Annotated in this window: 13 protein-coding genes and 1 other RNA gene; 1 reads left to right on the top strand and 13 read right to left on the bottom strand. The window is 41.7% G+C overall.

Annotated elements, in window-relative coordinates:
* Positions 1-70: 70 nt before the first annotated feature.
* The gene (locus KP625_RS02475; RefSeq protein WP_238299098.1) at positions 71-739 is read right to left on the bottom strand and encodes a GTP pyrophosphokinase; all 669 of its coding nucleotides are present in this window, start codon (positions 737-739) and stop codon (positions 71-73) included.
* Positions 740-930: 191 nt separating this feature from the next.
* Between KP625_RS02475 and KP625_RS02470 the strand changes: the two genes are divergently transcribed.
* Positions 931-1,392 carry a hypothetical protein gene (locus tag KP625_RS02470; RefSeq protein WP_238299097.1) on the top strand — a complete coding sequence of 154 codons (462 nt, stop codon included), beginning with the start codon at positions 931-933 and terminating at the stop codon, positions 1,390-1,392.
* Positions 1,393-1,429: 37 nt separating this feature from the next.
* On the opposite strand, the gene ssrA is transcribed toward KP625_RS02470, so the two are convergent.
* From ssrA to KP625_RS02410, 12 genes are all read right to left on the bottom strand, one after another.
* Positions 1,430-1,777, bottom strand: a transfer-messenger RNA (tmRNA) gene (ssrA, locus tag KP625_RS02465).
* A gap of 53 nt (positions 1,778-1,830) precedes the next feature.
* On the bottom strand, positions 1,831-2,148 hold the full coding sequence (locus tag KP625_RS02460; protein WP_238299096.1) for a hypothetical protein: 318 nt from the start codon (positions 2,146-2,148) through the stop codon (positions 1,831-1,833).
* 26 nt (positions 2,149-2,174) lie between these two features.
* Positions 2,175-2,645: an SsrA-binding protein SmpB gene (smpB, locus tag KP625_RS02455; protein WP_238299095.1), complete on the bottom strand. Its 471-nt coding sequence runs from the start codon at positions 2,643-2,645 to the stop codon at positions 2,175-2,177.
* Entirely contained in the window at positions 2,608-4,791 is a 2,184-nt protein-coding gene (gene rnr / locus KP625_RS02450; RefSeq protein ID WP_238299094.1) for a ribonuclease R, read from the bottom strand. Before rnr ends, smpB begins: the two co-directional genes overlap by 38 nt.
* A 52-nt stretch (positions 4,792-4,843) precedes the next feature.
* Positions 4,844-5,077: a preprotein translocase subunit SecG gene (gene secG / locus KP625_RS02445; RefSeq protein WP_370641394.1), complete on the bottom strand. Its 234-nt coding sequence runs from the start codon at positions 5,075-5,077 to the stop codon at positions 4,844-4,846.
* A 176-nt stretch (positions 5,078-5,253) separates the two neighbouring features.
* Positions 5,254-6,543: a phosphopyruvate hydratase gene (eno, locus tag KP625_RS02440; protein WP_238299093.1), complete on the bottom strand. Its 1,290-nt coding sequence runs from the start codon at positions 6,541-6,543 to the stop codon at positions 5,254-5,256.
* A 140-nt stretch (positions 6,544-6,683) separates the two neighbouring features.
* On the bottom strand, positions 6,684-8,036 hold the full coding sequence (locus tag KP625_RS02435; RefSeq protein WP_238299092.1) for a uracil-xanthine permease family protein: 1,353 nt from the start codon (positions 8,034-8,036) through the stop codon (positions 6,684-6,686).
* 1 nt (position 8,037) lies between these two features.
* Entirely contained in the window at positions 8,038-8,622 is a 585-nt protein-coding gene (locus KP625_RS02430; RefSeq protein ID WP_238299091.1) for a xanthine phosphoribosyltransferase, read from the bottom strand.
* A gap of 85 nt (positions 8,623-8,707) precedes the next feature.
* Positions 8,708-9,151: a large conductance mechanosensitive channel protein MscL gene (gene mscL / locus KP625_RS02425; RefSeq protein ID WP_238299090.1), complete on the bottom strand. Its 444-nt coding sequence runs from the start codon at positions 9,149-9,151 to the stop codon at positions 8,708-8,710.
* A gap of 65 nt (positions 9,152-9,216) precedes the next feature.
* Positions 9,217-10,758, bottom strand: a complete 1,542-nt coding sequence (gpmI, locus tag KP625_RS02420; RefSeq protein WP_238299089.1) for a 2,3-bisphosphoglycerate-independent phosphoglycerate mutase — start codon at positions 10,756-10,758, stop codon at positions 9,217-9,219.
* 124 nt (positions 10,759-10,882) lie between these two features.
* Positions 10,883-12,403 (bottom strand): glycoside hydrolase family 5 protein, encoded by a 1,521-nt coding sequence (locus KP625_RS02415; RefSeq protein WP_238299088.1) that lies wholly within the window; start codon positions 12,401-12,403, stop codon positions 10,883-10,885.
* A gap of 146 nt (positions 12,404-12,549) precedes the next feature.
* The gene (locus KP625_RS02410) at positions 12,550-12,897 is read right to left on the bottom strand and encodes a LytR/AlgR family response regulator transcription factor (protein WP_238299087.1); all 348 of its coding nucleotides are present in this window, start codon (positions 12,895-12,897) and stop codon (positions 12,550-12,552) included.
* Positions 12,898-12,960: the final 63 nt, after the last annotated feature.

Here is a 12,960-nt window from a genome sequence, read left to right as displayed (position 1 = left end):
GAAGGTAAAGAATTGTTAAATCTATGTAAAGCGGCATTTCCAGACATAAGAAAAAACGCCAGACCGGCGCTTAAATCTCTTTGATCTTATCCCGTAACCGCATCATATTTGTATCCATATCGGCAATCACATCGGAATATCGTTTTAGTTCCTGAACGATTTCTCCGGTATCAGCCAGATCCTTCTTATAGAGTAGCTGATAATCAAGTACCGACCATGAATCCATTGCAACGGTCCGAAGCTGTAATTCTACCTTCATCCAGTCCGCCTTTTTTGACAGATAGATTGGCACAGACAGAATCATATGTACTCCCTGATAGCCGGAAGATTTCGGCGTTTTTATATAATCCTTTATCTTTAATATCTTGATATCATGCTGGATTTTCAGACAATCCATCAGCGCATAGATATCATCCCGAAACATACAGGTTACCCTGACGCCAACGATATCGTTTAATTTCTTCTTGGCGTTATCCAGATTAATGGTATAACCTTTGCGTCGAAGCTTCAGGAAGATGCTTTCCGCACTTTTGATGCGGTGTGTCAGCCGCACAACAACCTCCCGTTCCAGATTCTCCTGCAGTTCGAGATTAATCATCGTGAGCTTCGACTCTAAGATCTGGATTGCCCACATGCACCGAAGCTGATATTCCTTATCGGATAAGGAATTTGCAAAATCCGTAATAATCTTACGGTCATTTTTTGTAATATGTAATTGTAACTGCTTTTCTTGTTCCATACTATTTATATATGCCTCTTTTATTCTTTTTATTCTATCAATATCAGGTTAAAGTTTGTTAAATCCATGCAAAATGCACTTGCATAAAGTGTTTTAAGCCCCTATACTATTCTTGTACGAGTATTCATCATACATTATGTATTTCCAATACAGACTTATAAGATGATTACCAAAAGAAAGGATTTTCTAATATGAAGGGGTATAAATATACAGTCAATAAACGGCGAGCAAATCGACTTGCTTATCGGTTCCTAGGATTGGTTTTTCTTCTTGTTGCTACTTTGCAGGTATTTACAATGATACATGGTTATGCCAAACATCTGGTATTAACCTCATTGTTTGTAACATTTGTTGGAGCCTACGGAATCTATCTCGTAGTGATGTCCTTCCGAAAGCAGGCGTTTTCAGCTACGTATATCTTCGATGATACCGGATTTACGATTGAACACAAATATGGCACGACCCATTACGATTTTGACCAGATCAAGCATGTGACGATGGTCATTCCAGATGAAAGTATGCTCTTCTATATTCTGAATATATTCACAGAAAAAGAGCGTTATACAATTTCGTTTACAATGCAGAAGGAATTATGTGAGAATATCTATGAGTTTATGCATGCACGATTACCAAAGAAAGACACGGAAGATTAGTTCCGTGTCTTTTCCTTTTTTCTCTCCTAATGAAAATTAGTGGAGCTGAGGGGAATCGAACCCCTGTCCGAAAGCTCTTCCATTACAGCTTCTCCCATTACAGTTTGTATATTGGATTTCCCATACAGAAACGCCTACAAACAGGCTTTCCTATATAGTAGCTTCATGAATTTTCCGAAACCGCAAAGCTTAAGCTCCGGAGTGTCCCACTAAGTCGATGCCAGGATTCTAAGTTGTGGGGAACCTAGAGCTGACAGCTGCCATACTAGGCAGCGTACGCGTAATTTTCGTCTGCGTTTATATTTATTTTCCAAGTTTTAGCGTGGTCCTGGTCCACGAATGGCTACCGTAATTTCTAAACCCCCGTCGAAACCAGTACAACCCCTGGTTTTTGACGAAAATCTATATATACCACTTTACAGTGCATATATCATTTATTTATTCTGCATCTGTTGCAGATGCATCTACAGGCGTAGCATCACTGTCACTTGCCGTCTGGAAGATAGAGCCTGCATAATTTGCAGCCCAATACTGTTGACCCCAGTAATCGTAGATAGATGCTTGTATAGTCTTATTTGCCTGACGCGTATCATAGCTTTTCTGATATGCGTGTCTTCCTATAGGAAAGCCAACCAAAGCACCTAATATTGCAGCACATACTAAGATTTCAACCACTTGCTTGACTCTCTGTTTTTTCTGGATTTTTTTACGATTCTTCTTCTCTTCCTTATAACGATCTACTTTTGCCTGACTCATATGTTCTCCTACCTTAATAACTCTTTTTATCCAAGATTACGAACCTTGAAGTCACGTTCAACTTCACGTTTCATATCTTTCTTGGCGATATCTTCTCTCTTATCGTACAACTTCTTGCCTCGTGCCAGTCCAATCTCAACTTTGACTAAACTGTCTTTAAAATATACCTTCAATGGCACCAAAGTATATCCCTTCATCTTCTGTTGTCCGATTAATTTGTTGATTTCATATCGATGCAATAACAATTTTCTTGTCCGTAATGGATCTTTATTGAAAATATTTCCCTTCTCATAAGGAGAAATATTCATACGATAAACATATACCTCATCGCCATCCAATCCAACAAACGCTTCTTTGATACTGCATTTTCCCATACGAAGAGATTTCACTTCCGTACCAACTAAAGCAATCCCAGCCTCATATGTGTCCTCTATAAAGTAATCATGATATGCTTTTTTGTTATTGGCTATCAGCTTCGTCCCTCGTTGTTTCGCCACTTTTTTCAACTCCTTCTATATTACCATCAATTAGTGAAAAATCAATGGTTTTCTTAATTTTATCACATTTTAACACTTTGATACGTACTTTGTCACCCAATTGATATTTCTTTTTTGTCTTTTCTCCGACCATAGCATAATCCTGCTCCCGGAAATAATAAAAATCATCATACATATAGGCCACCGATACTGCGCCTTCTACCGTATTATCCAGTTCTACAAAGATATAGTTTGATGTAACGCCTGAAATCACTCCGTCGAATTCTTCTCCAATATGTTCGGACATATACTCGATTTCTTTGAGTTTGATTACATCCCGTTCTGCTTCCTCCGCCCGACGCTCCTTTGCAGAATTGTCATTTGCAACTGTCGGCAGGATATGACGATAATGTTCAATCCGCTTCTCTGAAAGTTCTCCATGCAGATTTTCTTTGATGATCCGGTGTATCTGCAGATCCGGATACCGCCGGATTGGTGAAGTAAAATGGCAGTAGTACTTGCAGGAAAGGCCAAAATGTCCAGTACATTCCGTTGAATAACGAGCCTGTTTCATAGAACGAAGCATCATTTTACTAATCAAAGCTTCATATGGCTTTCCTTCTATCTGATCCAGAATCTTTTGCAGTTCTTTTGGATGTGTTTCGTCTCTGGATGCTTTGATAAACAAGCCAAAATTATTGATAAATGCAGCTAAAATATCAATCTTTTCTTCGTCCGGATGTTCATGTACACGGTATTCAAACGGAAGTTCCTGCCAGAAATAATCTTCTGCAATCGTCTCATTCGCAGCCAACATGAAATCTTCAATAATCTTGGTTGCGGGATTTCGATCATATGGCTTGATTTCAATCGGTTTGTGGTTTTCATCCACAATGATTTTTGTTTCAGCAACATCAAAATCAATCGAACCACGTTTCCGGCGGTTCTCACGGAGAATCTGAGACAACTCAAGCATCAAATCAAACATTGGAATGAGTGGCTCATACCTCTTCAATACTTTCTCATCACTCCGCTCTAAGATCTTCTCAACATTCGTATAGGTCATTCGCTCATCAACATGCAGAATACCTTCACAGATTGTATGGTCTAACAGTTTGCCCTTCTTATCGAACTTCATCACACAGCTAAGTGTCAGACGATCAGTACCTGCATTCAATGAACAGATACCATTGGATAATTTATGCGGAAGCATTGGGATAACACTATCCACAAGATAACAGCTTGTACCACGCTTTAAGGCTTCTTTGTCAAGTGGAGATTTCTCCTTTACATAATGTGATACATCCGCAATATGAACACCCAATGTATAAATGCCATCCGCAGATGATAACGTAATTGCATCGTCTAAGTCCTTCGCATCCTCGCCATCAATCGTTACTGTTGGCAGTGCGCGGAAATCTGTTCGTCCAACAAAATCTGCTTCGTCCACTTCATCCGGAATATCCTTCAGGGAATCCATGACCTTGTCCGGATACTCCACAGGAATATCATATGCTCGAACAACCGAAAGTATGTCTGTTCCAGGATCATTCACATGCCCTAAGATCTCGATAATCTCACCTTCCGGAGACTTGTGATTCTCTCCATAATTTGTGATTCGGCAGACGACCTTATGTCCGGTCATGGCACCCATGGAATCTTTCTTTGCAACAAAGATATCATCTGAAATCTTCTGATTATCCGGAATTACAAAGCCGAAATTCTGCTGTTTGTCATATGTTCCGACAATTGTCGTAAGAGCGCGCTTTAAGATCTGAACTACTTTCGCTTCCGTGCTCTTCCCCTGTTTTGTATAGGAATCCGGAGCAATCATAACACGGTCTCCATGAAATGCCCCCATAGAGAATTTCGCCGGAATGAAGAAATCGTCTTTGTACCCCTCTACGCGTACAAAACCATACCCTTTCTTGTTGCCGATAAAATCACCGACTAAGAATTTGTCCTCTAACTTCTTATATTTTCCCTTTGGAGTGACTGTAATTTTTCCCTCTTCCACAAGTTCGCTCAAAGCTTCTTCGACGCGTTTCTTATCCTCATCCCCAACCTGAAGCAGAAAACGGATATCTTTTAACCGCATCGGTTTGTATTGTTCATCACAAATAAAATCATATAACTTCTGTTTGATTCGTTCTCTTTTTTCTCCCATAGTAACGCCTCCAAAAAAATAAGCTGCTTTTAATCAAAGCAGCTTGTCTAATCTAAATGAATTTTGATGACAGGAACAAAGCAAGTGCAAAATACAGAATACCAAGTACGACTGTAATCTTTTTCAATACAGACTCTTTGGATTTTCCTTTGTTCTTGCTCCAGTAGGTATCTGCGCCACCGCCGCTAATCGCACCGGATAAACCGCCTTTTCCCTCCTGCATCATAACAATAACTGCCAAAATAACCGATATAACCAAAAATACTATAATCAACGCTGTCTTCACGATAGTTCCTCCTTAATATATTAACTCATACCTGCATATATTACCATAAGAATTTTGTAAATTCAATATTAATTTTCCAAAATATGAGACAAATATGAATATATTCTTTTTGGAACATTATTTATAGCTATTCCAGATATCTGGTTATTATGGTTTTTGCTATGCATCCTGTTTTATCATTTTGAAATTGTATTATATATCGCCAGTTTTCCAAGTTCTTCCTCTATTCGAAGAAGCTGATTATATTTCGAGGTGCGATCCGAACGGCATGGAGCGCCCGTCTTAATCTGTCCGGCATTCACAGCTACTGCCAGATCTGCAATAAAAGAATCTTCTGTCTCGCCGGAACGGTGTGAAATTACCGTATTATATCCGGATTTTTTTGCAAGTTCAATCGCATCCATTGCCTCTGTCAGCGTACCAATCTGATTGTATTTGATCAAAATTGCATTTGCTATTCCATCATCAATTCCCTGCTTCAGCCTTCCTACATTCGTTACAAACAGATCATCTCCAACAAGCTGCACTTTGTCACCTAACCGAAATGTAAGCACCTTCCAGCCTTTCATATCATTTTCATCCAGTCCATCTTCAATCGAGTAAATCGGATATTTTCCGATCAGATCCTCGTAATACTGTACCATCTCTTCCGAGTTCCGATAAATCTCCCTGCCTGCCATACGACTTTCGCCAGGGAAATAATAAAGCCCGCTTGTCTCATCGTATAGCTCACTTGCGGCTGCATCAATGGCAATCTTCACATCTTCATATGGCTTATACCCTGCCTCTTTGATTGCAAGTACCAGATAATCAAGTACCTCCGCAGAAGTTGCAAGGTTCGGTGCAAATCCACCTTCGTCACCTACGCCGTTTGAAAGTCCGTTTTCATGCAGCACGCGTTTCAATGTGTGATAGATCTCTGCACTCATTTCCAGACAATGCTTAAAAGCATCTGCACCGACCGGAGCAATCATAAACTCTTGCAGATCTACCGTGTTATCCGCATGACAGCCACCATTTAATATATTCATCATCGGAAGCGGCATTTTCTTCGCGTTGATTCCTCCGATATAACGGTATAATGGCATCCGAAGTGAATTTGCTGCCGCACGGGCAACTGCCAGTGACACTCCTAAGATGGCGTTAGCACCAAACCGGGATTTATTCTCCGTACCATCTGCTTCTGTCAGGTATTTGTCAATCAACGCCTGACTGAATACATCTATACCAACCAGCCGGTCACTGATGCGAGTATTGACATTCGTCACAGCCTTCTCCACACCTTTTCCCATATATCTACGCTCATCATCGCGCAGCTCATGTGCCTCATATTCTCCGGTCGAAGCGCCGGAAGGCACCGATGCGATTGCTGCCGCACCACTCTCTGTGACGACTTCTACTTCCACCGTTGGATTTCCACGGGAATCCAGTATTTCTCTTGCGTGTATATATTTAATCCGATCCATCCAAATCAGCCTCCCAAAATTTTTACATCTAAGCTAATTATTTCCGAATCGGAGCTTTTTATACATTTTACATATAAAAATCGCCCTGTAACCGGTTTTGCTACAGGGCGATTGTATCGTTTCAATATTGAATTTTGTTTTTATTCTTCAGCAATTGTTTCTGATTCTGCATCTGGAGTATGCGCATCCATATTCTTTGGAAGTACAAGATTCAAGATAATCGCTACGATAAATACAACAGCCACACAATTTTCAGCAAATACCGTCTGGACGATACGTGGGAAGATTGCGAAAATCTCCGGCACCTGCGTAAACCCAAGACCGATACTCAATGAAAGTGCAGTGATTGTGATATTTCTCTGCGTATAGCCACATCTGCCAAGCATCTGGATACCGCTTACGACTATCGTACCGAACATCATAATCGTACATCCTCCAAGTACTGCATCCGGAAGTGTTGCAAGCACAGCTCCGAAAATCGGGAAAATACCCGCTAAGATCATAATAACCGCACCGGTTGCAATTGCGAAACGGTTTACAACCTTTGTCATGGCAACCAAACCGACATTTTGGCTGAACGAAGTAATCGGCAGACAGCCAAATACAGACGATAATGCACTGACAAAACCGTCACAGGCAATCGAACCGGAAGTCTCCTTTGTCGTTGCATCTCTGCCAAGTCCGGATACTGCAAGTGCTGATGTATCTCCGATCGTCTCTGTCGCAGAGACAAGGAAGATTAATGTCACAGATACGATTGCATTGACATTAAATTCCGGCTTTGCTGGCAGAAGCTTCGGCAATGCAATCACAGATGTCCCGGAAATCGCTGAAAAATCTACCATATGCATACAAATTGCCACAATATAACCGACAACTAATCCAAATAACACGGAAAGCTGCTTGAAATATCCTTTTGCAAAGATATGGAATAACAGACAACATAAAAGAGTTACAACTCCTAAGATCCAGTTCTCCACAGATCCGAAATTTTCACTTCCACTGCCACCGCCAAACGAAGCGGCTCCAACCGAAAGAAGTGAAAACCCAATCGCTGTAACGACACTGGCTGCAACAACCGGTGTGATCAGTTTCGTCCAGTATTTTGCGAAAAGTCCAAGCACACCTTCGATGATACCGCCAACCAGAACTGCGCCAACAACCGCATTATAGCCATAAGTTGGTCCTATGTAGCACATTACGGATACGAACGTAAAGCTGATACCCATAACAATCGGCAGCCCTGATCCAATCTTCCATACCGGGAATAACTGGATTAGTGTACCGATACCTGCAATAATCATTGCGCTCTGAATCAATCCGGCACTCTCGCCAGCATCTAACCCACACGCTGCAGCCACAATGATAATCGGTGCAATATTTGCTACGAACATTGCCAAAATATGCTGTAATCCAAAGGGAATTGCCTTGGCAACCGGCACTCTTCCCTCTAGTTTATAAATATTTTCAATCGAAGCTTCTGTCTTACTCATCTTATGCATTCTCCCTGAATTTGATTTCGCCTGTTGTATAATCCATACTGTCTACGATTGCAAGGGACTCCAGATGGAATCCGAGATTCCGGATTACCTGTCCGCCCGGTTGGAAGCCCTTTTCGATTGCGATACCGATACCGGATACTTCCGCACCGGCGGATTTCACGATAGAGATAAGTCCCTGCAGAGCACAACCGTTCGCAAGGAAATCATCGATAATCAGTACTTTATCTTCTGGATGTAAGAATTTCTTCGATACGATAACCTGATTCTTACACTTGTGCGTGAATGATTCTACCTCTGCCACATACACATCACCTTCAATGTTGATGCTTTTCGACTTCTTCGCGAAGATCACCGGTACATCAAAATGTCTTGCAACGATACAGGCGATACCGATGCCGGATGCTTCGATCGTCAGGATCTTATTGATCTTCTCCTCTGCAAACCGGCGCTTGAACTCCTCACCGATCTGATCGAACAGGCGGACATCCATCTGGTGATTCAGAAAGCTGTCGACCTTCAATACATTTCCTTCTTTTACTATTCCATCTTTTAAGATACGTTCCTCTAGAAAATTCAATCTTCTTTCCTCCTGCTATTAGAACAAGAAAAACCTTTTTGCGGTAGATAACTCTATCGAAAAAGGTTTTCTATTTTTTTATATTTTACAACTGTGCACTATCAGAGACGTCGGATGTACAATGCATACATTTCGTTGCTTTGATGTCGATCTCTCCGTAGCAATATGGGCATTTTCTGGTAAGCGGAGCTGATTCCTCCTCTTCCTTCTTATGACCGAGTGACATCACCTTGTTCACACCCTTGATCAGAAGGAATAAAATGAGTGCCATAATCAGGAAATTGATAATGGAGGAAATAAAATCTCCATAATTGAAGGTTGCACCATTGATGGTAAATTGTCCACCGAGCTTAACACCGCCATTTTCATCTGTCTTACCTGTAATTGCTGCAATCAGCGGTGTGATAAAATCATTCGTCAGCGCAGATACAATATTCTGAAATGCTGCACCGATGATAACACCGATTGCTAAGTCCATCACATTGCCCTTTAAAGCAAATTTCTTAAATTCTTCAATAAACTTCTTCATATCTGTAGTCCTTTCTCTTATAGTATCTTAAAACCTATATGACTTATCTACAGCATAGAAATCAATTATCTTACGATCAATGACTTACCTGTCATCTCTGCCGGCTGTGGAAGTCCCATGATCTCAAGTAATGTCGGAGCGATATCAGCTAAGCATCCACCCTCACGAAGCTTTACGCTGTCGTCGTAATTTACAAGGATAAATGGAACCGGGTTGGTTGTATGTGCCGTATGAGGTGCCTTTGTCTTGTAATCAATCATCTGCTCTGCATTTCCGTGGTCTGCACAGATAAAGAGAACGCCGTCTACTTCCTTGATTGCCTCTACAGCAGTTCCCACACACTGGTCAACTGTCTCAACAGCCTTTACAGCAGCAGGGATTACACCGGTATGTCCTACCATGTCCGGGTTCGCAAAGTTGATGATAATGACATCATACTTGCCGGAACGGATGGCTGCATTGAGCTTCTCAGATACTTCCGGTGCACTCATCTCTGGCTGCAGATCATAAGTTGCAACGGCCGGAGACTTCACGAGTACTCTGTCCTCATCCTTGTTCGGCTCTTCCACACCACCATTAAAGAAGAATGTAACGTGCGCATATTTCTCTGTTTCAGCGGTACGAAGTTGCTTCAAGCCATTTGCAGCAAGATACTCGCCAAGTGTATTCTTGATTTCCTGCTTCTTGAAAGCGATAATCTTGTTCGGGATAGACTCATCGTAATCCTTGAAGCATACATATGTCAGCGGAAGCTTTCCACCTTTCCGCTCAAATCCTGTAAACTCATCTGCACAGAACGCTCTTGTGATCTCACGTGCACGGTCTGGACGGAAGTTAAAGAAGATAACGGAATCATTTGCCTTTACCGTTGCAACCGGCTTTCCATCTGCTTCGATGACGGTTGGAAGAACAAACTCATCTGTCTTATCATTTGCATAAGAATCTGCAACTGCCTGCACAGGATCTACAGCCTTTACGCCATCGCCATATACCATAGCTGCATAAGCTTTCTCTACACGATCCCAGTTGTTATCACGATCCATTGCATAGTAACGGCCAGAAATACTTGCGACCTTACCGACTCCGATCTCCTGCATCTTGTCAACGAGTGCTGCAACATAGTCCTTACCAGATGCCGGAGGTGTATCTCTACCATCTAAGAATGGATGTACATATACACGATCAAAGCCCTGCTTCTTGCAAAGCTCTAAGATACCATACAGATGTGTATTGTGGCTGTGAACACCACCATCGGAAAGAAGTCCCCACAGATGAAGGTCTGAATTGTTCTTCTTACAGTTTTCAATCGCCTCAAGCATTGCTTCGTTCTCGAAGAAATCACCATCCTCGATTGCCTTTGTGATTGATGTCAGATCCTGATAAATAATTCTTCCGGCACCAATATTCATATGTCCAACCTCGGAGTTACCCATCTGTCCGTCCGGAAGTCCGACTGCAAGCCCGGAAGCGTTTCCTCTTACATATGGGCACTCTGCCATCAGCTTATCCATCACAGGTGTGTTTGCCATATAAATTGCATTACCTTCTGTCTTGTCTGTAATGCCATAGCCATCAAGTACCATCAATACAACTGGTTTCTTATTCATTGTTTATCTCCTTTATATTATAATAATTTATTCTTTGTAATTTCCTGTTTGATTATATACAGTTATGCGCTATTTTTCAAGATTTTATCGACATGAAATTATCATATATTTGCATGTATACATGTTATTTGTAATACTCTCCCAGACTGATTCCATTGATGCCAAGCGGAATCGCATGGTCAAGACCGATAAATTTCCCGCCGTTGTTCCACAGGACTTCCTTGACAAATGCATACTTCTCCTCGTCCCATGTTGTAAAATCATCTAAGACCATGCCACCGGTATCCCCAGAATTGGCATTGAAGCACCAAAATGTGTGATTCAGCTTGTTCTTCTGTATGAGCTCCCGCATGTAAGTCATCCATGTAATATTCGGTTCACTCATGAAACCGCCCCACTCACCGATCAGAAGTGGCGCGATATTCTCCTCATGGATATAAAACCAGTTATCATGCCAGCAGTCCTTCATCAGGCTGTCGTAGGTATAACTGCCTTGAAACCAAGGCTGTTCGTATACGGTCGGGCCATAATCGTGCGGTGAATATACAAGCTTGTTCTGATATTTGCCAAGTTCAACCGAATAATCTGCGACACCTCGTAGGTTTCCGCCCCACCAATTGAAATAATAATCCTCCTCATTTGTCGATGTATAATCGCCGTTCTTCTTGATATCAACCGGATAGATTTCAGTTCCTTCGACGAGCACGAGTACATTCGGATTCTTCGACAGCACAGCATTTGCAGCTCGCTCTGCTATATACTTCCAGTTGTTCTCGGATTTGGAATCGTTCCAGATTGCCGCACCGTCTCCTTCGTTTGGCTTTCCGTGTGGCTCATTCTTTAGGTCGTAGGCGATGATTGTATCATCGTTCTTGTAGCGGTCAGCCATCCATGAAAGTGCATACAGATAATCGTCCGTGGATATCCGGTCCGTGTACCAGAGATTCACCATATGTCCGCTTGCATTTGTCTCCGCACAATGGATATCAATAATCAGCTTCAACCCATTCGCACGGCACTGTCCGATCACATACTCGAAGATCTGCAGGCTGTCCATCCCAACGAGATAATCGTTTGTCGCCTGATTGAAGTTCGCATCCGGATACTCGCCGCCTGCCCACTGTAGGATCAGCTCTGCGGAGAAAGGCACACGTATCACATTGAAACCATGGTTTGCAATCTCCTGAATCGATTGATTCAGGTCGGAAGCCCATAACCCGTCAAATGTGTTCGTTCCCGTATTGTAGCCAAACCAGTTGATGCCGGTCAGCCACACTTCGTTTCCATCCGCATCTACGATCTTATTGCCATCCGTAAACAGCCAGTCATCTGTCGTTGGTTCCGGCACATCCATTGCGCCATAATCCACATCCCGGTCTACGGACACATGATTGGCAGATGCTGTCTCGTTCGCAGAGTCATCCGAAGTATCGTTCGTGGCAGAATCATTGGTCGAGGTATCATTTTGGTTGTCTGAATTTCCGTCTATTTCCGCATCCGCCTGAGCTTCTGCCGAACCGGATGCAGACTTGTTGTTCCCGGCCTTATCCCATTTTCCCTGTATCTGCATACCAAGCAGCATGCCCAATAGAAATACGATGATAAACAGTAATCCCACTACTATTTTTTTTAAATTTTTGTTCATATATCCCCCTGTACCCTTCCTTTTTATTCGTTAATTGTTATATAACAGATTTTATCATGAACATCTGTCTACATCAATCAAAATGCTACAAAAAAAGAGAGGCTTGCTTTCACTCTTGCCATGAAAGCAAATCCTCTCTTACACATTTATCTCCAGGTCGTTATAGCATTTTTATAAGTACGTCCAATACTGATTTTATTCCCATCGTTTATAATAAGATAATTCGAATGAATCGAAACAACATAATCCATATTTACAATATATCCGGTATGACAACGTACAAAATTGTCTGGCAATCGCTTTAACAAAGATGCCAGTGAAATATAGGATGTATATTCAACCCCTTTTGCCACAAAACGAATTTTTCGTGCGTTTCTTTCAATATACAGCACTTCATTTAAATTGATTAAAACTTTCTCCTTCTCACACACAATTTCTATAAATTTGCTTTTGGTTGTCAATAAATTCTTTGGTTCATTCGTAATCGTCATCATTTATATGTACTCTCCCCCGTAAGTCCGATATTACTATATTATTTCGTTTATTATACAAAATCT

Source organism: Eubacterium sp. MSJ-33 (genome assembly GCF_022174665.1).
In the GTDB taxonomy this organism is placed as follows: Bacteria; Bacillota; Clostridia; order Lachnospirales; family Lachnospiraceae; genus Coprococcus_C.
The sequence above is the reverse complement of the archived record's forward strand: the minus strand, read 5'-3'. Positions and strand labels throughout refer to the sequence as shown.